Genomic DNA, 21,906 nt, shown 5'->3' with positions numbered 1-21,906 from the left:
AGGATCAGTTTCTGACTTTTGATGCTTGTTTGCAATTTAAGGCTTTGATTTTAATGTAACTGAATCATGTCAATGATCAAACTCTATCTGCCGAAGTTGAGACCAGGGAACATAATGAAAATCATCGTTCTTGGTTTGAACCATAATTCCCCAATTTTGGTCATTGACATCACTTCTATCTCCTAAGACGATTTTTTCCCCACCTCTTAGGATTACAGCTGAGTGGGTATTGCTAACCGGGTAAATTTTGTCAATCAAGCGAAATGGAACTTGTCGAAGTCCTCCTCCTTGACCCCAGCCATCCAAAGTTTCAATATCCCATTGTTCATCTAAATCAAAGAAAATTTGACCTTCCAAAGAGCGATTATCTTTGAGGGATACCCTTCCTTGAAGGGTTGCTGGAATAGGAAAGTCAGTATAGGCGAAGCCTGAATTTTTGGTATATGGTGTGAATATGGCACTTTTAAAATCTCCCCACCTGAGGTTAATTTGGCCCCATTGGGGGTTTCTTACCAAAATACCCTTATTTTCGTTGGTTACATTGGATTTGGAGTGGAGGTAGATTTCTTTTTCAGATTGGAGTTGGATCAAAGATCCCCGGTTTTTAGGCCGAATGGATTTTACATCATAAAAGTGATATCGGATTCTTTTTCCATCGATACTTATGCCATCCAAATATTGGTCATCCAAATGTTCATTGAGGTCCCATTTGATCAGTCCTTGGTAGCTATAGCCTGTACGGGTGGTCAAGGTTCCATAGAGGGGCTTGCTATTGCTATTGTCATTTAATTTTGGAGTAGGATAGAAGCGGATTCTTTCGATTTTAGTCCAAGGGAAGTTGGTTTTTTTGCCATTTTCAGCAGTGATGCTGATTTCAGCACCAAATTGGTTTTTGTATTCGATATCATCATTAATATAAAGTCTGATCAAAGTTTCATTTTTAAGAACTACAGTAGCATCTTTTTCTCCAGTTACCCTGATTTCCAGTAAGTTCCCAAATTGGGTTCGGAAAGTCAGTTTTCTGGTAGGATATTGGTTTTTCCATAGCGCCATGAAATTCCAATCAGTATTGTTCTTTTCAGCACTGAGCTTTTCTATTTCTTCTTTGTTGAGGTGTTGCAGTATAGGATTATCCTTTTTTTCGGCCACGAGAAGATCTACCCATAAGCTTTGTCCGGCGGACCAAGTGATTTTACCTTTTATGCGGGTTTCGTCCCTTAATTCAATTTCTCCATACAAGAAAGCCTCTTCTTGGGCAAAAAGAAGAAATGACTGAAAGGTTAAAAAAAGAAATAAGCAGGTATGTTTTGGTCGGAGGCTCTTCATTTTAGGTTTTGCTAAAGTATGAAATAAGGAATATTTCTGAGCCAAACCAAAGGGGAAATTCTTAAACTGGAAAGCCAGCACCTGAATCGGGACAAGCGCACATTGAACAGGAAAGCCAATCTATCATGGTTTTGTATTTCACCTCGGATTTGTCCCGGTTCAGGTGAAATTTATCCATGTTGGGAAAGAGAGGGGCTGTTTTAATAAATGTAAGCACTACATTTATTTTAAGAAAAATGGTTTTTGTCGAGCGATATATTGATGAAAACTACAATCAAGACCAGAAATAACCAATTATAAATTTATGGAAGAGCAAAATATTGTTCCCTTTCGAAGAGACATAAAATACATATTGTCAATTATACTCATTTTTCTTACAATGTCATTTCAGGTCTATGCCCAAAGGCCAGTGGTAAAAGTAGATTTTGATTTTTCGGGGAGAAAGGTGGCAGAAGTAAATGAACCAGGCTATGAGTCATGGGTGATTTCTGAGGAGAATTTGATAGCACATTCTTTTGCTGGTGTGGATTTTAGCATCAGGGGAGATGTTCGTTCCAATTGGTACAAGGCTGGAATTCAAGCACCCTATTATGCCCGTTTAAGCAGTGATGGGGTGGTGGGGACAGGTAAAATTGAGATGACGCTTAGTGGACTTCCCGAAGGAGAGCACAGCCTACTTACCTTTCATAACACCTTTGATAATCCAGAGAACCATCAGTTTTCGCCCATTGATATTTATGTCAATGACGAATTAATCATCAATGACCTTGTCCCCAGCAATAGAGCAGAGAGTAGTGCTGAAACGGCATCTTCATTTCTGACATTTAGTGTAAAAAAGGGTGAGGCGGTGACGATTAAGATGGAAAATGATCCTAAAAGCAGCACTTCTGTAAAAGAATTAATATGGAATGGGTTTGAATTAAATACCCCCAATATAAAGAAACAGGCCAAGCTGCCCTTTCCTGAGGATGGTGATGAGCATGTGGTGATTGAAAATGAATTGATGTTGAAGTGGGAAGCAGCAAATGAAGCGGTGGCGCATGAAGTTTATTTTGGAAAAGACTTGGAGCAAGTGGCTTCAGGACAGCCTGATAGTGAGGTTTACAAGGGTAAGGTTTCTTCCTCAGAATTCCCTGTCTCAAAACTGTATAGCATGGATAACTATTATTGGCGGGTAGATGAAGTAGATCAAGAAGGAAATACCACAAAAGGGGATGTTTGGTATTTTAGGCCCGCCCAACTGGCTTTTAAAGGGGCGGAGGGATATGGTCGGTTTGCGCGAGGTGGTCGTGGAGGAAAAGTAATCACCGTCACTAATCTCAATGATGATGGTCCAGGTAGCCTGAGAGAAGCGGTTACTCAAGATATAGGTCCAAGAACCATTGTTTTTGCAGTTGGTGGAACCATTGAGCTAAAATCCAGACTGGTCATCAACCAGCCTTATATCACCCTAGCAGGGCAAACGGCACCGGGAAAGGGTATTATGATTGCCCAAGCTCCACTTGGTTTGACCGGGAACGATGGTATTGTACGGTTTATCAGGGTAGGGATAGGGGCTGGTCGCACTTATGATGGGATGGGCTTGACAGGAGCCAATCACAGCATTATGGACCACTGTTCTATTCGCTGGACTATTGATGAATCTTTTAGCTCTCGAGGGGCTCATAACATAACCTTGCAGCGAACACTTATTGCTGAAGCACTAAATGTCGCAGATCATGGCAAATATGAGGCAGGTAAGATGCATGGATATGCCGCTACAATAGGTGGGGATATTGGTAGCTTTCACCATAATTTATTGGCACACTGCTATGGTAGAAACTGGAGTATGGGAGGAGGACTTGACGGAAATGGTTATAGCATGGGAAGGTTGGATATCCGAAACAATGTGGTGTATAATTGGGGCAAGCGGTCTACGGATGGTGGAGCACATGAAGTGAATTTTGTCAACAACTATTATAAACCAGGCCCTTCTACCGTTTTTTTCCTTGCGCTAAAGGCGCAACATGAAGGAGTGGGACTGGGAACCCAACAGTATTATTTTTCGGGCAATGTGATGCCAGGATATTTTGGTTTGGAAAATCAAGAGGACGGTAGAATGATTGAAGGAGAAGCCAACTACAAAACCTATGTGGATACTCCTTTTTTCCCTTCATATGTAGCCACTCATTCTGCAAAGGAAGCCTATCAACAGGTACTATCAGATGTGGGGGCAAACCAGCCTGTTTTGGACGACCATGATCTTAGGATCATTCAAGAAACAAAGGATAGTACTTTCCATTTTAGGGGAAGCAAAAGTGGCATGCCTGGAATGCCAGATACGGAGCAAGATGTGGGAGGATGGGAAAAATACCCTGAAGTAAAAAGGCAAGAAGATTGGGATAGTGATAGTGACGGCCTTCCTGATTGGTGGGAAATTGAAAGAGGCCTAGACCCAAACTCTACGAAAGGTGATTTCTCCGATTCCAATCAGGATAATGACCGAGATGGGTTTACCCAGCTGGATGACTATTTGGATTGGATGGCTCAGCCACATTATTTTTTGGAGAGTGGAGAGCAGCTTCTCGTTGATCTTAGCTCATTATTCCGTGGTTTTACCAATGAACCTCTGTATAGCTTAGTAAGCGGCAAGGCTACAGTTGATCATGGTTTTTTAAAGTTTAAAGATGGTGAATCTGGTCTAAAGACTGTGGTGGTAAAAGTCAGTGATCAAAATGGGTATAGCATGACAAGACAGTTGGAAATATATATAAAAAGAGATTGATATAATATTTGGGTTTTGTTAAAATCAGTGCAGGTTTATGGTTTGTGACCGAATTCTTGCATTTAGTGAAAAGTTGAGGTAAAAACGCCTCAACTTTTTTTATGATACGTTTTTACCTTTGGTAGATGATTTTTAGACCTAGTTTGTTTTTTATGGTTAGTTTTTCTTCACCAATATCTCCTATATCTGTTTTTTCTTCTAAGTATGGCCACTAAAATAATAGGTTGCTGAAGAAGCGAAACTTCTATCTGCGTAAAAAAGAAATATGGATTTATAAAAAAGTAGTTCATGTCAAAAAAGTAAAATTTATTTTTATTTAGGGATTTATGTGATTAATTTACATAGAAAATTTATAAAAAATGTTTGTTTGGTTATAAGCTAAGTATGGTCTTACAAAGTGGTAACTTCTAGACTTTCAGGCTTCAACAAAATCATCAACTGAATATCATTGACAAGTTGTTTTTTTGTTTTGTGAAGGAATCCAAACAATTCCTTGACTCTAACAAAGCCTTAGACTTAAAGAATCGTATCAACACCAACCCTAATTTTATGTTAAAAGTTATAATTCTTGAGAAGGATTTTGATTTGGCTGATAATATCAGGGAGATCTTGAATTATGGGAATTTCAAGGTTTCTGATATTGGGTCCGGTCTCAATTTTGACGAGATTATAAATAAAGACATTCGACCTTCAATTATTATCATAGGGTCATATCTCAAAGACAGGGACATTGGCTATGACGAACTGCGTAAATTGAGAGAGAAATTTTCTTGTCCAATATTGTTTTTAGCATCCAAGGAACCTGCCAAAGGAATTTGTGATAGTAGTTTTGCTATTCCTAATAGTGCGGTGCTCAATAAGCCTTTTACTTTTAAAACCATTCATTTGGCTATTCATCAATTGTTAAACAAGCCACAAGTATGCAGCTGTCATGTTTTTACTCTTCACCAGTAGGAACCTGAGTTAACTTCATTTAATCAAGTAAGATGTATTTAAATTGATCAAAAAAGAGGCCGGGCAACTGGCCATTTTTATTAGCTGTAAGTTTTTGAAAGAACTGCTTGAAAAGTTAATTTAAACTGGTGAATTTCTTGGTTTGATTTAGAATGCTTTGTCTCCATTTTGTGCTAATTAGCAAACCAAAATTATCCGATGTATCAAAAGTCTAAACCTAGCTGGTCAACAGTTTAAAACCTTATTTTGATTTGAATAAGAACTACCTATTAACAACTATCCTTGGAGCAGCGATGCAACTTGTGAGTACCAATATGACATTGTTGGCACAGACTACAAGGAATGAAATAGCTTTTTTATCGGATATACATCTCCAGGATGTATATGCAGATTTAAATTCAGAAGAATTCAACGGAGTGCTCAATCCTAAGACTGGAAAATTTGCTACCATCCGGACGATGCAGAGTCAATTGAATTCCACTCGTTTGTTCAATGAAAACTATTTTGCTTTTATCAGTGCACTAGAAGACCTTAAAAAAAGAGAAATCCAACTGGTAGTTTTGCCCGGTGACTTCACCGATGATGGACAGCCCATGAATGTGATGGCTTTAAAGAAAATCTTGGACCAATATGCAGAGGATGCTGGAATGCGTTTTTTTCTGACCACCGGTAATCATGATCCTGTCAAGCCTTTTGGAGGAGTAGGGGGAAAAAGAGACTTTCTTGGTAAAGAGGGGGCAGAACAAGCCATTGCTGGAGCTGAAGGTTTATTTGGTTCAAGACAAACTGCTCTCACCGAGCAAATTAATTATTGGGGGTACTCGGACATCACTGGGACATTGCGTGATTTTGGTTTTTTCCCGAATGAGAAAGACCTTTTTTGGGCCCATCCATTTCAGGAATTGGAGGTAGATAACTACGATTTCAAAAAAGCTAAAGAGAGTTCAGGTCTTGAAAATCGAGTTTATCCCATAGATGATTCGGGCCAGACGCTTCCTGATGCAAGTTATGTCGTTGAGCCGGTGGAAGGTATTTGGTTACTGGCTTTGGATGGAAATGTCTATACACATTCTAAAAATGAATGGAAAGGTTCTTCTGTTGGCTTCAATCAGGCAGTTATTCACAAAAAGCATCAATTGGAATGGATAAAAAAAGTGGCTACAGAAGCCGAAAAAAGAGGGAAAACTTTGATATCCTTTAGCCATTACCCTTTAATGGAATTTCATGACGGGGCTTCAGACGATATGAAATCACTTTTTGGTGAGCAAAAATTTCAGCTCGCAAGGGTTCCTACATTGGAAACGACCAAGTTATACGCGAAAGCTGGCATCCGGCTCCACTTTGCGGGGCATATGCACATCAATGATACGGGGATTTACAATGATTCGACTGAGAGTCATGTTTTGTTCAATATTCAAGTCCCTTCTTTAGCGGCATTTCCCCCGGCTTACAAAACTTTAAAGACTTTAAATACTTCTTCATTTGAAATCGAGACAATTCAGCTAAAAGAAGTTGAAAACATGACGGAGTTCTTTGACCTTTACAGAATGGAGTATGATTGGTTATCCCAAAATCAAGATCCCAGAATATGGGACAGTACTATTCTCTCCTCACAGGACTATCTGGATTATACCCGAAATCATTTAATCGGACTAACAAGGTCAAGGTTTATCCCTTCTGATTGGCCTGAAAACTTAGCAGTGCTATTGCAGAACCTGACTCATTCCGATTTCAAAGGATGGAGTGAAATGAACGAAAGCAGGGGGGAAGCTTTCCTTTTTGAGAAAGCAGAAAAGTTCAAAGCTGAAGTGATCGACCAAATTCCCACCCAATCCATTATCGATGATTTTTACTTGTTGAAAAACGGAGATGAGCTAGGGAAAGAGCTGATTGCTTTGGAGAGGCTTAGCTATTATGAGGAATTGATTCCATTGGTGATATCAAAAGATGCTACAAATGGGCAAAGCATGAATGCCCAACTTATTCAGTTTTTTGTGATTTTCGACAAGCTTTTGCATTCGCTGCCTTCTGATCATTTTTCAATAGATTTAAAGGGCAAGGAGATTCAAAAAATAAACAACTAATAGAGAAAGTGTCAAACAAACAAAAGCCGATGAGATTTCTCATCGGCTTTATTTATTTCAAAAGGTTGATAGGTTTTAGTAGCCTTGGTTTTGTACAAGGAAGCCTGCTTCACTAGATGCTCCGTCCATTGCTTTTTGAGGAATAGGGAACAATCTTTTGTGCACATCTGCATCGGTTTTTTCGGTCCAGCTATCTTCATATTTACCAAAACGAATTTGATAGTTTCTTCTAAAGCCTTCCCAGTACAATTCAAATCCACTTTCGCGGAACAGGATATCAAGATCAATGGCCTCCAAAGCAGCAGGAGTTTGCGCTGGGCGTGCATTTCTTGAGGTTCTTAAAGTATTGATATCTGCCAAAGCTCCAGCATTGTCACCTTTTCTTAACTTAGCTTCTGCGCGCATCAAATAAATTTCGCCCAATCGGATCAATACCAAATCCACACTACTGTTGCTACAGCAATTAGTAGCAGTATGGCTAAACTGGTATTTAGAGAATCGGTAACCCGCATTATGCAAACTCCCTTCATTCGTAAAGTCTACCTTCAAGGTATGGTCTACATAACGGATGTCTGCACCACTACTTCTTCTATTGATAATGGGATAGATTCTTACTGTACCGTCACCGCAAGTCATGATATTGCCACTTTCGTCTTTCCTAGGCCCCCAGATCACGTCACGAAGAATTCCCCTGTTAATTTCAAACTCCGTGGCCTCAACACAATAATAATGGTCAGCATCATTGTTTGGGGTAACACCAGTAAGGTCTTTAAGGTCTTCTGGAATCATGGTATTTTCTTGGAAGAAACGAGCATCTGCATCAGCAGGATCCACATCTCCATAAGCATCTACCCAAGTCTGAAAGAAGTCAGGAGTAGCTGCTACTGCATCGGTTCCCCTTGTACTAGGAAATTCCGGTCTTGGAATCTGGTCACCGGAGATTGACCAATAGGCCCATCGGCTGTGCTCAGTTTGAAGTACTCCTCTTTGATCCAATGAAAAGATGATCTCTTGATTCGTATCATTATCGTCATTGAACAATTCAAAATATTCTGGAGACAATGAGTAAGGTCCATCAATGATACTACTCGTATATTGTATTACTTTGTCCATATCTTCAGACCTAAAGTCTGGCGTGCCATAAGGATCTCTGTAAACCGCAGCATTTAAATATAGACGAGCCAGCAAAGCATTGACAGCATGCTTGTTCATTCTACCTGGACCTTTGTCGCCGTTGATCACATTTACTACTGACAACAGCTCCTCTTCCAGGTATTCAATGGCGTCTTGGCCTCTTAGAATTTCAGAAATTTCATCAGAATTGTCTTTCCTAAAAACCAGCCCCCAGTTATCAAGTGCCAACATATTCAAATAAGCCTTCATGGCTACCATCTCATAAAGGGCGTCCTGTGCAGATGAGTTACCACTTTCTACTTCAATTTGCAACCTTTCTTCTGCCAGTACCGCTCTTGAAAGGGTAAGGGTAATGTAGGTCCAAGCATCTCCAACCAAACCGTTTGTAGGTGTCATCAAGTGCTGATGGACAGCGATGAATTTACCTCCATCAAACCAATCCGTTCCACCTCTGTAAGGAAGAATCCCTTCATCTGAAGCAACTTCCTGAAGTCCAAAATTAACGGTGTGCATCCATACTTGACGAAGTAGGCCATATACTGGAGCTATTGAACCACTGACAACTTCCGCCTGGCCAGTCCCTGTCAAGGACTCATCAAGAACTTCTTCATCCAATGTCGTGCAACTTAGAAATGTGAACAAAAACGCGACAATGGGCAGTAGGGTATTAAATTTTTTATTTTTCATTTTAATATGATTTATCAATCATGAAATTTCTTTAGAAGGTCAAATTCAAATTGACAGAAAATGTCCTTGCTCTTGGATAAGTGAATCGATCGATTCCAAAAGTCTGGATACCACCTGAAGTAGATCCTGTATTGACCTCTGGGTCAAATCCGGAATAGTCAGTTATCACGAATAGGTTTTGACCGGTTACAGATAAGCGGATATTTTGGAAGGCATCACCTAAGCCAATTTCCTCTGAATTCAAGTTATAACCCAGGGTTGCATTATTCAGTCTGAAATAAGAACCGCTCTCCAAGAATCGTGTTGATACGGTGTTGGAATTGTTGAATGACTCTTCAGGATATTGCACTGCGAAGTCTGTGGCATTATTTGACCTGGCTAATTGTGCTTTTGTGAAAAGAGACATGGTTGTATGGTTGTAGATCTTGCTTCCTGCAGAACCATTAAAATTCAATCCTAAGTCAAAAGACTTGTAGTTGAAGTTCATGTGTGCTCCATAGATGGCTTTAGGAATTGCACTTCCTACTACACTTCTATCGTTGTCCAATACTTCTCCATCTCCATTGATGTCCTTAAACTTATTTAAGCCATCTTCACCAATTCCATCAAACTCAAGCATATAAAATGCTCCGATTGGGTGACCGTTGATATAGCCGTTTATGGTTGCGCCAGTTTGTCCAGCACCTTGGGCAGCACCTGTGGTCAATACCGAATAAGGAGAGTCTTTTACCTCATTATTAATGAGTGTAATGTTACCCCCGATAGTATAGGAAAATTCACGTTGCTCTTTACTGGAATAATCCAAGGCCAATTCAATACCGCTGTTGTGGATTTTCATATCTGGGATATTGTCCCAATAAGTTGAAGTAGGCTGAACAGGATCTGCAGGAACTACTTCCAATAAGATGTTGGAAGACACTTTGTTGAAGTAATCCAAAGTACCGGTCAATCTGGAGTTAAAGAATGCGAAATCAATCCCAAAATCCACTTGAGTAGAAACTTCCCATTGTAAGTCAGGATTTGCCAATCTGGTGAAAACGATTCCATAAGGGTAATTGTCCAGTGAGTTCCCGTCAGTATCAATTGGGTAGGTGTTGAGACTGCCTGCTCCAGTTGATAGCCTGTCTTCAGCATAACTGGCCTTGGTGATTTTAGAAGGTATTTCTTGGTTACCTGTCTGTCCCCAACTTGCACGAACTTTTAAATTATTGAAAACGGAGTTGTTCATGAAATCTTCCTTGGTTACATTCCAGCCTAAGGCAAAAGAAGGGAAGTAGCCATATTTATTGTTTTCACCAAACTTGGAGGAACCATCGGCTCGTAAAGTTCCTGTGAATAAATATTTATCGTTATAGATGTAGTTTACTCTTCCAAAGAAAGACTGTAACTCATTTTTAACCGCAGAGGAACTTACTGTAGTTGGGTACTCACTGGTACTGTTATGGTCCTGATACCTAGGTTCAATATTGTTGTCCGCAAATCCTCGAGCAGAAGTTAATCTGTATTGATCCAAAAAGGTCTGGTAGGAGTGTCCTGCCAATACAGACAGATTGTGTTGGTAATTATGCCAATTATAGGTTAGCGTATTCTCAACCAACTTGTTCGTGTTTTCGCTGATTCCTACATCCAAGGTGCCATCTGAAATATTGGATTCATTGATGACTTCAGTGTAAGGTCTGTACTGCTGGTACCTATTGGTACTGGAATAATCTACTCCTAAGTTCAATTTATAGGTTAATCCATCCAAAATCTCAAAAGAAGGAGATACCGTTGCCAAAATACGGTTGTTAGCTGCATCGTCACTATACAGTTCATATCGCTTCAATGGATTCAAAGCGTTGGTGTTAAGTAAAGTAGGCTCTCCATTTGTCAATGCAGGAATGGTAGGGTTTAGGCTGAGCATATCGCTAATGGTAGAACCAATGCTTGGACGAAGGTTTTCTGTGTGGGAAGCTGTAAGGTTGTAATCAACAATCAATCTGCCATTAAAGGCTTTTTGATTCATGTTTAACTTACCAGAATATCTTTCTAATTCACTATTCTTCAAGATGCCCTCTTGATCTTGGTAACCCAAGGAAGCAAAATAGGAGAACTTCTCTGTATTTGAACCACTCATTGAGAAGTTAAAGTCTTTTGAGAAACCTACTTGGGTCAATTCATCCTGCCAATCTGTATTTCCTCCAAAATCTTCCAATGCTCCACCTGCTGCAACCACTTGGTTACGGAATTCGTCCGCACCAAAAACATCAATTTTCTTGGCCATGGAAGACCAAGCTGTGGAAGCAGAAAAATTCATTTGGGTAGCTCCCGATTTTCCCTTTTTGGTAGTTATTACGACCACACCGTTTGACGCCCTGGAACCATAAAGAGCTGTTGCACTGGCATCTTTTAGCACATCAATGCTCTCAATATCGTTAGGATTTAAAAAGTTGAGTGGGTTGGAAGCAATTCCCGTGTCGGAATTGTCCAATAAGAAACCATCGATGACATAAAGGGGTTGTGTTCCTGATCGCAAACTACCTATACCTCTAATGATCACATTTTGTGCAGCTCCTGGTTCACCACTGGTAGAGGAAATGTTGACCCCAGCCATTTTACCTTGCAAGAGATCAACAGGGTTGGAGATAACTCCTTTATTGAATTCACCAGCCTTTACAGAACCAATGGCTCCCGTAACGTCAGATCTCTTTTGGGTCCCATAACCAATAACAACCATTTCATCCAATTGGGTTGCATCTGGTTCCAACTGGATTGAGATGGTGGACTGGCCATTGACAGCAATCTCTTGCGAAACATATCCAACATATGAAATTTGAAGTACACCTCCTTCTGCTACCTCAATGGAAAAATTGCCATCAAGGTCTGTTACTGTGCCAAGTGAAGTTCCTTTTACACGGATAGTGGCTCCTGGTAGGGGCGCTCCTTGTTCATCCGTGATTGTGCCAGAGATTAACTGTTGCACTGATAATGAATGGTTCGCTTTTACAACGATTCCATTTTCAATACCTTTTGCAACCGAATGGTATGGAGAAGAACTGAATCCTGCCCATACAACCACACACGCAGAAGCATAAATGGTTTTAGAAATTCGTAAATTTGAAAGCATAAAATTTAAGTGTTGGGTAACTGAGAAATTATCAATACTTGATTTTAGAGAGCCTGTTGGAGCAGGCTCTTTTTATTTTCGACCCAAAAGTAAATTTTAAATCACGCAAACTTGTTAAGGGTTTTTTAGGGTTTTATTAATAATAAAGGCTGTATATTAACTATTATATAATAAAACTAAATCGATTAACTATAAGGAAGAATTTACTATACTTCAGTTAAGTGATGTTTATTATCCAGCATTTAAGGCAATGTGAAAGAAAGGGTGTTGTAAAGGTGTTTCAGAAACAAGTCACGACTTATTAGGTTAAAATGCGATACTCGTTATTAATGACTTACAGCTTGTAGACGTTAATATTGGCTTCACATATGATGGTTGAAAAAGCTATGATTCGATTCTTAAGCCTTTGAAGAGTAAGTCAAATAGACTATTTTTAATTACAGTTATAATTATAAAAATGCTGTTTTAATACTTCGCCGCTTTTAATTTTATAATTTGTTTTCATCGAAAATGATACAATATGAAAGTAACCTTTTTTAGTGCCCATAAATTTGAACATAGCTACCTGAAGGAAGCGATTCCAAATCATAAGCTAAAGCTGTTGGAAACAAGACTAAACTTAGATACGGTGGGTATTGCGAGAGGGAGTGACGCGGTGTCTCTTTTTGTCAGTGATGATGCGTCAGCACCAGTGTTGGAGAAGCTTCATGAAATGGACATCAAGTACATTGCACTCAGGTCCGCTGGATTCAATCATGTCGATCTTAAAACTGCCGATCGACTAGGAATTAAAGTTGCTAGGGTGCCTGAATATTCTCCTGCAGCTATAGCGGAGCATACGGTGGCATTGATTTTGGCATTGAACAGAAAGCTCGTTAGGGCTCACAACAGGGTTCGGGATTTGAACTTTTCATTGGATGGGTTGGTCGGTTTTGATATGGAGGGAAAAACGGTTGGAATTGCTGGTACAGGAAAGATAGGTAGTAAGGTAACCAAAATTCTTCATGGATTTGGCTGTAAGCTATTGGCATTTGATCCCTACGTCAATGAAGAAGTAATTTCGGCCACTGGTGTGGAGTATGTGGATTTTGATACCCTTTGTCGGCAATCAGACATAATAACCTTGCACTTACCATTAACTCCTGAATCAAAATACATAATAGGAAAATCAAGTATTGAAAAGATGAAAAAAGGAGTGATGTTGATCAATACCAGTCGTGGCGCTTTGGTCAATACCAAGGAGGTGATAGGGGCACTGAAGAGTGGGCAAGTAGGAGCTTTCGGAATGGATGTTTATGAAGAAGAAGAGGATTTGTTTTTTGAAGATCATTCCGAAGACATTTTGTTGGATGATGTCATTGCGCGTCTTTTGACTTTTCACAACGTTTTGATCACCAGTCATCAGGCTTTTTTGACCCGAGAGGCATTGGGTAAAATAGCAGAAGTAACCGCATTTAACTTGGACTGTTGGGACAAAAACAAGGCTAGTCCGAATGAATTGAAATCATAATTGGTAAAGTTTTGGCCCTCTATTGCATTAATTTTTGGTTTTTGTTGTCAAAAGGGCTCCATTTAGTTAAATTAATACAAGTCATAAAAAAGTATCAATTTGGTGCTTTTTTATAAAGTGTGATTTTTTTTCAAATCCTCATTTTTAAGGTTAAGGATATGGATGCAATGAGTAAGCATTGCAATACCTCTCTATCAAAAAGAGGTTAGTTGATATTTTGGGAGTTAATAAGCAAAGCTTGAAATTATGGTTGAGCATATTAAAAAAGGAATAATAAAGAATTATTCAGAAAACCTGAATGGTGATCTGTATATGAATTTTTATGCTTTAGATGAACATTGGAGATCTGATTTGGCTTTTTATCAAGATGAATTGCGCTTTTTGAGAGACTTACTTGGGAAATACTTTCATCGTTTTATTGAGGATATTGACATGAATTATGTCCGAAGAATTGAAAATAGACTTTCAATTTTGGATAGAAGGAGAGAGGAAATTGACTTTAAAGTGGATAGGCAAATGAGTGCCATAAGTCATTATATGCGTGAAAATACAACTGGAGCAGATAGAAAGGTAGTTTCTCATCAAGAAGAGTTGGAGGAGTTACTTTGTGTGTTTGCCAAAGATTTTAGAAACCTCAAAAAGAGGATTTTTAAACTTGTTGAAGACGGACTAAACCAATTCCAGTCTATCAGTGAGGACGATTGAGCATAAAATTAACATTAAAAAGTGTAATGTTGGTTTTTAGCATGGTTGTTGTTTTTATTTCATCATGCATTCGTTTGATCATAAGTTTTTTGAGCGGTGCTGTTAATAGTAGAGTATATTTTAATTATTTAAAACCACTAAAATTGTAAAATTATGGGTGAAGGAAAAGTATTGTTAGGCGTTGTTGCCGGATTGGCAGCCGGAGTAGCACTTGGAGTAATGTTTGCCCCTGATGAAGGAGGCAAAACAAGGAAAAAAATGCAGAAACAAGGTGAGGACCTTGCTCATTCATTGAATGGGACAATTGATAAGAAGTTTGAAGAACTGAAAGGTTCCATCAATGAAATTGCAAAAAAGATAAAGACACAAAAGGAAGCTTTAGTTTCGAAGGAAGCTTAAATGCTTTGTTCTTAAATTAAGACAATACTTAAATCCCTTTCAAAATTTTTTGAAAGGGATTTTTTTACACATTTTTTTGATGAATTCGAATAAATAATTTGCCTCAGTCGAATTTCTATGGTGAGTGGTAGGTATGAATCTAAACAATCTGATTATTTTAAGGGCTTTAAACCTAAAATTAGAAAAATTGAAATTTGTTAATTGCAAACCTGCTTTTAGTAAGGTGCTTTTGTCCGCTTGCTGTTCATTTTTGATCAGTATATCACTGAATGCTCAAGCTCAAAAAACAGCTCAGCCTAATGTAGTTTTTATTTTGGTCGATGATCTTGGATATCATGATCTTGGCATTACAGGAAGTGAGTATTATGAAACACCCAATGTGGACCAGCTTGGAAGATCATCCTACAGGTTTACGCAAGGATATGCTGCTTCTAGGGTTTGCAGCCCTTCTCGGGCAAGTATTATGACCGGGGTTACACCTGCAGTCCACGGTATTACAGATTGGATCGGAGCTCCAGAAGGAGAAAAATGGAGAAGTTATGGAAGGCATACCCAGCTCTTGCCTCCCGAATATCCACATGATTTATCAACTGAATTGCTTACTATTCCTGAGGCCTTAAAAACTCAAGGCTATGAAACTTTTTTTGCGGGAAAGTGGCACTTGGGCTCGGAAGGATCCTATCCTGAGGATCATGGTTTTGATATCAATGTTGGTGGATGGGAGTCTGGTAGCCCTAAAGGAGGCTACTTTGCCCCCTATGTAAATCCTAATTTGGAGCAAGGACCCAATGGGGAAAATCTAAGTTTAAGACTGGCCAAGGAAACAGTGAACTATATTGAAGGAGCACATAGTAAGCCATTTTTTGCGATGCTATGCTTTTATGCCGTTCATGGGCCTATTCAGACCACAGAAGAAAAATGGCAGAAATATAGAAACAAGGCCGAGTCAGCAGGATTGGCTGATCATGGCTATGAGATGGAAAGAAGGTTACCTATCCGCACCACTCAAGATAACCCGGTCTATGGTGGTTTGGTAGAAACCATGGATGAAGCTGTTGGTTTGGTTATGGACGCATTGCAAGAGCAGGGATTAGCTGACAATACTGTTGTGATATTTACTTCTGATCATGGTGGAGTGGCTTCAGGAGATAACTTTTCTACTTCTAATTTGCCGCTCAGAGGAGGAAAAGGGTATCAGTGGGAAGGAGGCTTGAGGGTTCCTTATTTCATAAAGGTTCCTGGCGGTGCTCAGGGAGACATAGACTATCCGGCCAGTGGAATTGACTTTTTGCCTACCATCATGGATCTGGTTGGCGCTGGAAAAGAAACAAAGTCTCCAATAGAAGGAAAGAGTTTAGTTGCCGTTATGGAAGGCAAAGAAGAAAAGGATCGGGCTTTGTACTGGCATTATCCTCATTATGGGAATCAAGGAGGGGATCCGAGCTCTATCATTCGTGATGGAAAATGGAAGCTGATTCATTATTACGAAAATGATGGGAAGGAACTCTATAATTTGGAAACTGATCCTGAAGAGAAAGTAGACCTTTCAACCAAGGAACCGAAGGTGACTGCCCAACTAATGAAAAAACTGAATAAGTATCTGGAGAAAAATAATGTCCGTTATCCCTATGCAGACCCTGAGTATGATGCTAAAGAAGAGGAGAAAGTACTGAATCGTGCCAAGACAGCTCAGTTGGAAAAGCTCGAAAATGATCGTGTCAAAGTGCTGACTCCTGGCTGGCAACCCAACCCAGATTGGTGGGGAAGCAAAGTGACCAAAGATTAATAAATAAGCTGAATGGGTGAGGAGTGATGGATATCTTCTTCGCCCTTCACCACTTATTTGCCCAAATAACCATAATCACCCCATGAAAAAATACCACCTCTTTTTTTTATTGATTGCATTAATTAGCGGTTGTAATCAAGTTGAGGAGAAATACACCGCTTATGTCAACCCATTTGTAGATACCCACAAAAGCCGTTGGTTTTTCTTTTCCTCCGCAAGTAGGCCTTTTGGAATGGTCAACTTAAGTCCTGATACCTGGACAAAAGGAAGCTGGAATAGTGGCTATTTGTATGACAGCACAGAGGTGAGGTGCTTCAGTCATATTCATGCTTGGCAAATGGCAGGGATTCCAGTAATGCCCACCTCTGGTGAGTTTGAAGGATTTAAGGGGATGGAGGCGACCAAATCATCCTTTGACCATGCCACAGAAATTGCAAAACCAGGATACCACCAAATTAACCTGGACCGCTATGGCATCAAGGCAGAATTGACCTCTACACAACGCGTTGGTTTTCATAAATATACCTTTCCAGCAGACCAAGAAGCTTATATAAGTTTTCATACTGGAGAATTTTTGGCCCATGGTAAGGTGGATTCTTCTATGGTCAGGAAGATAGGAGAGGATAAAATAGAAGGATTTTCCTTGATGGGTGGAACTAGGAGAAGACCCAAGTCCACTTACGTTTATTTTGCTGCAGAATTGGATCATTCCATTGAAGAGTTTGGTGGATGGGAAGATGGTAAGCTTTTAGATGCCAATGAAACTGTAAACGGAAAGAATAATGGGGCGTATGTAAAGCTAAATATTGAAGGGAAGCCAGTAAAAATGAAAGTGGCTATTTCCTATACCAGCTTGGAAAACGCATGGAAAAATATGGAGGAAGAATTACCACATTGGGACTTTGACCAAGTGATAAGTGATTCAGAACAAGAATGGGAAGACAAGCTTTCCAGAATTAAGGTCGAAGGAGGCAAAAAAGAAGAAAAGGTTAAGTTCTACACTGATCTTTGGCATGCATTGTTGGGCAGAAGGGTAGTGAGTGATGTTAATGGGGATTACTGTGATATGACAGGAGAGAGCCCTAGAATCAGAAAAGTACCTTTGGATAACCAAGGTAAACCTGTTTTTCCGCAGTATAACTTTGATGCATTATGGGGCAGCCAGTGGACCCTGAATGTTTTATGGTCAATGGCCTACCCAGAAATCATAGATGGTTTTTGCAGCAGTATGGTAAATATGTATAATGACGGTGGATTGATCCCTAGAGGTCCATCCGGAGGGAATTATACTTATGTGATGATAGGTGATCCAGCTACATCTTTTTTTGCTACTGCCTATAATAAAGGGATTCGTGGATATGACATTGACAAGGCCTATGAAGGTTTGATGAAAAATGCCTTTGTGGCTGGAATCAGGGATCGTGCAGGATATGAACATGATTTGAATCCAACGGGTGGAGGAATGAAATATTATGAAAGCAGAGGATATGTGCCAGAGGGAGTAGAAGGAAACGGTGGCCACAAAGATGGAGCTTCTATGACTTTGGAATATGCTTATCAAGATTGGTGTTTGGCTCAGTTGTCCAAGGTGCTGGGCAAGCAGGAAGATTATAAAATGCTTATGCAAAGGTCCCAAAATTACCGCAACCTTTGGAATCCAGCATCCAAAGCCATTCATCCTAAAGATATAGAGGGGAATTGGATTCCCAATTTTACCTTGATAGGAGAAGGTTTTAATACACTTGGCTTTTGTGAGAGTAATTCAGCGATTTACTCCCATTTTGTCCCTCATGACATGCAGGGCTTGATTGAATTGTTTGGTGGAAATGAAGCATATACAGAAATGCTCAATGGCTATTTTGAAAAGGCAAGAGGAAACAATTTTATCACTGATCATGGAAAACATGCCGAGAGCTGGGTGGATTATGAAAACCAGCCTTCCTGTCAAATGGCTCATTTGTTCAACCATGCCGGAAAACCTTGGTTAAGTCAGTATTGGGTGAGGGAAGTTAAAGAAACTACTTTTGGAGATACCAGCCCATATGGTGGGTATAATGGAGACGAGGATCAAGGTCAAATGGGAGCGCTGGGAGTCTTGATGGCGATGGGGGTTTTCCAAGTAGATGGTGGGGCAGCAGTTGGGTCTGAGTATGAAATTACCAGTCCAATTTTCAATAAGATTTCCATTGACCTGAATAATGATTACTACCCAGGGGACAAGTTTGAGATTATTACTGTAGCAAATGACTGGGATGAAGATGTCTATATCCAGTCTTCAAAGCTCAATGGTGAGGAATGGAACAGCTATCATTTTCCTCATGAAGTATTTGCAAAAGGAGGGGAACTTGAAATTAAATTAAGTGCTCAACCCAATAAAGAGTGGGGGATAAATTGAGTTCCAGAAGGTTCTGCCTAAGATAAGAAGTTTAAAAAAGTGAATGATATGATACGCTTAAAAAGTCTATTAATTCTAGTGCTTGTGCTGTTCGTTTGGAGTTGTCAGCAGCCAAAGGAGAAACAAGTGAAAAAGCCTAATATTTTGTTTCTGTTTGCTGATGACTATACTTTCGAAGCCATCCATGCTTTGGGAAATGAGGTGATAGCAACTCCAAACTTAGACCGACTGGTAAATGGAGGAACTACTTTTACCCATGCTTACAATATGGGAGGCTGGAACGGTGCCATTTGCGTAGCATCCCGTGCGATGATGATTTCCGGTCGGCATGTTTGGAGAGCCCAAGATGTATCCAAAAAGTGGACAGCTGGGGATTCACTATCACTGCAGCAGACCTGGGGGAAGTTAATGGAAAAAGCAGGCTATTCGACTTATATGACTGGTAAATGGCATGTAGAAGCACCAGCAGAGACTGTTTTTCAAGTAGCCAAACATATTCGTCCAGGAATGCCCAATGATTTTCGAGGAGAGTTAGGAAAGAGTGTTCCTGGTATAAGGGAAGCGCTGAGAAATGGGGAGGATATTTCTGATTTGAGGCCAGAAGGTTACTATAGGCCTTTGAGTGAAAATGATACTTCATGGTCATCCTCAGACCCCAATAATGGTGGTTATTGGGAAGGTGGAAAACATTGGAGTGAGGTGGTCAAGGATGATGCTTTGGCATTTTTGGATGATGCTCAAAAGAAAGAGAATCCCTTTTTTATGTATATCGCCTTTAATGCTCCCCATGACCCAAGGCAGGCGCCACAGTCATTTTTGGACAAATATCCTCTGGAGGATATACCTCTTCCCGAAAATTGGTTGCCTGAGTATCCTTATAAGGATGATATTGGAAATTCAATGGGATTAAGGGATGAGGCTTTGGCACCTTTTCCCAGAACTGAATTGGCAATAAAAACGCATAGAAAGGAATACTACGCCATTATTACCCATTTGGACGAGCAAATAGGAAAAATATTAGATGCCTTGGAAGCATCTGGAGAATTGGAAAACACTTATATCTTTTTTACAGGAGATCATGGTTTAGCGGTGGGACATCATGGATTGATTGGGAAGCAAAGCTTGTTTGATCACAGTATTCGTGTGCCTTTCATGGCCATGGGGCCGGATTTGCCTGCAGGAAATAAAGTGGATAATGATATCTACTTGCAAGATGTAATGGCCACTTCCTTGGAGTTGGCTGGGGTGGAAAAACCTGACTATGTGGAGTTCAACAGCTTTTTATCCTTGGCCAAGAATGAAACGCAGGAAGGTGCTTATGAGCAAGGTATATATGGTGCATATGTAAACTATCAAAGAATGATCCGTAAGGATGGATATAAGCTTTTGGTTTACCCAAAAATCAATAAGGTATTGTTGTTTGACTTGGAAAATGATCCTTTGGAAATGAATGATTTGGCAGAGAATCCAGAGCAAGCAAATAGGGTCAAAGGTTTATTCGAGGACTTGCTGAAATTGCAAAATGAAATGGGAGACGATTTAGACCTTACTGACATCTATCAATCGCTATAGAATGGTATATAATTGATCGCAACTGTCTAAACTAGAGAGTTGCGATTTTTTGTTTAATGGTATTAGGAAGGAAAATACCAAAAGGGAATTTCAGAATAGACCTGACTTGGTTTTTGATTGGTTTTGATCAATAAACTATGGGATCCTTCTCCAATTTGTTTAATATCTAAAAAAGATTCGAATCCTATTTGTCTGTTGTTTATTGTTGAAAGAACAAAACTTGCTTCAATCTCTTGATCATCAATAAACACTTTATATTGCTTTTTTAAACAATCCAGATAAGTGTTTAAATTTACTTTCTCTAAATCCAAAACCTCATTTTGGTTGGATAGAAACCTTAAAAACAGCCCTTTTCTAGTCTTATTGTATTTAAGGTTTGGACAATTTTTTAGGATGTTGGCTTCTATTTCAGGGTGAAAGGGTATAAACAGTTGGAGATAGTTAGACTCGATAGCTTTGGATTGAACAGCTGCTTTGGCCACAAAAGTTTTGGGATTCAACGCATCCAGGTATTTGGAAGGTGAAGCGACCATATTTGAAGCATAGTTTTTTTCAGATTCAATGAGGTTATATGGAAGAATAGTAGAATAACGATAGGAAAAACTGGACATCAATAGCAGTATGAAATAGGTGGGGAGAATACTTCTTACTACTCGTCTACCAAACTTGTTATCAATTAAATTATAGATCATTTGTCTATATATTATTGACAAGGAGAGGTAGCTGAAAACCCTATAAACCGGGAAATAGAATCGATGGAATAGTGTATTTCTCTTTAAAAAACCAAAGCTGATAAAATCTATGAAAGTCAGCAAGCAGCCAAAACCAAATAAAATATTGAAAACTGGATATATGATACTTTTTACAAACCCATCTGGTAACAGGTTGATCAATTAATCTATTAGTAGCCAGACACTTAACAGTAGAAAAAATGACAAGAGGAAGAACACCATTAAAAATGTAATGGCAAATATTATACTACTGTATTTCTCTAAACTGGCAATAAAACGATCGAATGATCCTAGTTTACTCTCCAGAAATGATCTGAATTTAGATTGGTAGTCCAATTTATCATAATCAATATCTCCTGAAACATATCTCATACCAATAGAACCAATCCAAAGCCCTCTTAACGTCAGGTGGATACATAAGTTGAGCATCAATATAAAAACAGAGATGGAGACGAATATGGATAGAAAAATACTGTAAATGTTTTCTTGGGCAATGGACAGATTTTTCCACTCCGTGACAGGACCGTAAGCACTAAAAAGGGCATAAATTAAAAAGCCGGAAATGATTAGTTCTAATTGCCAGCTTTCTTGTTGAAGGTTATCAAGCCATTTTTTAAAACTTGGTTTTTCATGTTCTTTTTCCATCAAGTCTTTGTTTCAAAAACTAAAGTTTAAATGTTAATTATCAATTTAATTAAATAATGGATAATTAACATTTAAGAAAGGAGAGCAATTTGATATGTCTAAAAAGTA

The 21,906-nt window shown here is 39.3% G+C and carries 14 protein-coding genes; 9 read left to right on the top strand and 5 right to left on the bottom strand.

Translation table 11 applies throughout. The annotated features are described in order from the left end of the window. Nucleotides 1-69 precede the first annotated feature (69 nt). Complete coding sequence (locus tag JL001_RS20645) at nucleotides 70-1,326, bottom strand: hypothetical protein (protein ID WP_200979544.1); 1,257 nt, start codon at nucleotides 1,324-1,326, stop codon at nucleotides 70-72. 379 nt (nucleotides 1,327-1,705) lie between these two features. Here JL001_RS20645 and JL001_RS20640 point away from each other — a divergent pair, with 379 nt between their 5' ends. The 3 genes from JL001_RS20640 to JL001_RS20630 all read left to right on the top strand — a co-directional run bounded on the left by JL001_RS20640 (nucleotide 1,706) and on the right by JL001_RS20630 (nucleotide 7,128). Then, on the top strand, nucleotides 1,706-4,090 hold the full coding sequence (locus tag JL001_RS20640; protein WP_236252922.1) for a T9SS C-terminal target domain-containing protein: 2,385 nt from the start codon (nucleotides 1,706-1,708) through the stop codon (nucleotides 4,088-4,090). Nucleotides 4,091-4,639: 549 nt separating this feature from the next. Then, nucleotides 4,640-5,044 (top strand): hypothetical protein, encoded by a 405-nt coding sequence (locus tag JL001_RS20635; protein ID WP_200979542.1) that lies wholly within the window; start codon nucleotides 4,640-4,642, stop codon nucleotides 5,042-5,044. 251 nt (nucleotides 5,045-5,295) lie between these two features. Continuing rightward, nucleotides 5,296-7,128, top strand: coding sequence for a metallophosphoesterase (locus tag JL001_RS20630; RefSeq protein ID WP_236252921.1), 1,833 nt, complete (start codon nucleotides 5,296-5,298; stop codon nucleotides 7,126-7,128). Nucleotides 7,129-7,203: 75 nt separating this feature from the next. Here the strand turns inward: JL001_RS20630 and JL001_RS20625 are convergent, their stop codons facing one another. Then, nucleotides 7,204-8,949 (bottom strand): RagB/SusD family nutrient uptake outer membrane protein, encoded by a 1,746-nt coding sequence (locus JL001_RS20625; protein WP_200979541.1) that lies wholly within the window; start codon nucleotides 8,947-8,949, stop codon nucleotides 7,204-7,206. A gap of 31 nt (nucleotides 8,950-8,980) precedes the next feature. Then, on the bottom strand, nucleotides 8,981-12,055 hold the full coding sequence (locus JL001_RS20620; RefSeq protein ID WP_200979539.1) for a TonB-dependent receptor: 3,075 nt from the start codon (nucleotides 12,053-12,055) through the stop codon (nucleotides 8,981-8,983). A gap of 520 nt (nucleotides 12,056-12,575) precedes the next feature. On the opposite strand from JL001_RS20620, the gene JL001_RS20615 reads away from it, so the two are divergent. The 6 genes from JL001_RS20615 (at nucleotide 12,576) to JL001_RS20590 (ending at nucleotide 20,422) form a co-directional block, all read left to right on the top strand. Continuing rightward, the gene (locus JL001_RS20615; RefSeq protein ID WP_200979537.1) at nucleotides 12,576-13,565 is read left to right on the top strand and encodes a 2-hydroxyacid dehydrogenase; all 990 of its coding nucleotides are present in this window, start codon (nucleotides 12,576-12,578) and stop codon (nucleotides 13,563-13,565) included. A 246-nt stretch (nucleotides 13,566-13,811) separates the two neighbouring features. After that, complete coding sequence (locus tag JL001_RS20610; protein WP_200979535.1) at nucleotides 13,812-14,270, top strand: hypothetical protein; 459 nt, start codon at nucleotides 13,812-13,814, stop codon at nucleotides 14,268-14,270. Nucleotides 14,271-14,423: 153 nt separating this feature from the next. Then, nucleotides 14,424-14,669, top strand: a complete 246-nt coding sequence (locus JL001_RS20605; RefSeq protein ID WP_200979534.1) for a YtxH domain-containing protein — start codon at nucleotides 14,424-14,426, stop codon at nucleotides 14,667-14,669. A gap of 187 nt (nucleotides 14,670-14,856) precedes the next feature. Further along, nucleotides 14,857-16,455 carry a sulfatase gene (locus JL001_RS20600; RefSeq protein WP_236252920.1) on the top strand — a complete coding sequence of 533 codons (1,599 nt, stop codon included), beginning with the start codon at nucleotides 14,857-14,859 and terminating at the stop codon, nucleotides 16,453-16,455. Nucleotides 16,456-16,537: 82 nt separating this feature from the next. After that, entirely contained in the window at nucleotides 16,538-18,850 is a 2,313-nt protein-coding gene (locus tag JL001_RS20595) for a GH92 family glycosyl hydrolase (protein WP_200979532.1), read from the top strand. A 48-nt stretch (nucleotides 18,851-18,898) separates the two neighbouring features. Beyond that, nucleotides 18,899-20,422 (top strand): sulfatase-like hydrolase/transferase, encoded by a 1,524-nt coding sequence (locus JL001_RS20590; protein WP_200979531.1) that lies wholly within the window; start codon nucleotides 18,899-18,901, stop codon nucleotides 20,420-20,422. Nucleotides 20,423-20,484: 62 nt separating this feature from the next. On the opposite strand, the gene JL001_RS20585 is transcribed toward JL001_RS20590, so the two are convergent. Beyond that, entirely contained in the window at nucleotides 20,485-21,114 is a 630-nt protein-coding gene (locus JL001_RS20585; protein WP_200979530.1) for a hypothetical protein, read from the bottom strand. Nucleotides 21,115-21,315: 201 nt separating this feature from the next. Beyond that, entirely contained in the window at nucleotides 21,316-21,798 is a 483-nt protein-coding gene (locus JL001_RS20580) for a hypothetical protein (RefSeq protein ID WP_200979528.1), read from the bottom strand. Nucleotides 21,799-21,906 lie beyond the last annotated feature (108 nt).

Origin of the sequence: Echinicola sp. 20G (assembly GCF_015533855.1) — a bacterium.
Taxonomy (GTDB): Bacteria; Bacteroidota; Bacteroidia; order Cytophagales; family Cyclobacteriaceae; genus Echinicola.
This window is presented reverse-complemented; position numbering and strand designations above follow the sequence as displayed.

Coding starts and splice junctions, on each gene's coding strand:
- JL001_RS20585 (WP_200979530.1), bottom strand. CDS start 21,114: ATGATCTATAATTTAATTGATAACAAGTTTGGTAGACGAGTAGTAAGA.
- JL001_RS20625 (WP_200979541.1), bottom strand. CDS start 8,949: ATGAAAAATAAAAAATTTAATACCCTACTGCCCATTGTCGCGTTTTTG.
- JL001_RS20595 (WP_200979532.1), top strand. CDS start 16,538: ATGAAAAAATACCACCTCTTTTTTTTATTGATTGCATTAATTAGCGGT.
- JL001_RS20610 (WP_200979535.1), top strand. CDS start 13,812: ATGGTTGAGCATATTAAAAAAGGAATAATAAAGAATTATTCAGAAAAC.
- JL001_RS20605 (WP_200979534.1), top strand. CDS start 14,424: ATGGGTGAAGGAAAAGTATTGTTAGGCGTTGTTGCCGGATTGGCAGCC.
- JL001_RS20645 (WP_200979544.1), bottom strand. CDS start 1,326: ATGAAGAGCCTCCGACCAAAACATACCTGCTTATTTCTTTTTTTAACC.
- JL001_RS20580 (WP_200979528.1), bottom strand. CDS start 21,798: ATGGAAAAAGAACATGAAAAACCAAGTTTTAAAAAATGGCTTGATAAC.
- JL001_RS20590 (WP_200979531.1), top strand. CDS start 18,899: ATGATACGCTTAAAAAGTCTATTAATTCTAGTGCTTGTGCTGTTCGTT.
- JL001_RS20620 (WP_200979539.1), bottom strand. CDS start 12,055: ATGCTTTCAAATTTACGAATTTCTAAAACCATTTATGCTTCTGCGTGT.
- JL001_RS20615 (WP_200979537.1), top strand. CDS start 12,576: ATGAAAGTAACCTTTTTTAGTGCCCATAAATTTGAACATAGCTACCTG.
- JL001_RS20635 (WP_200979542.1), top strand. CDS start 4,640: ATGTTAAAAGTTATAATTCTTGAGAAGGATTTTGATTTGGCTGATAAT.
- JL001_RS20640 (WP_236252922.1), top strand. CDS start 1,706: ATGTCATTTCAGGTCTATGCCCAAAGGCCAGTGGTAAAAGTAGATTTT.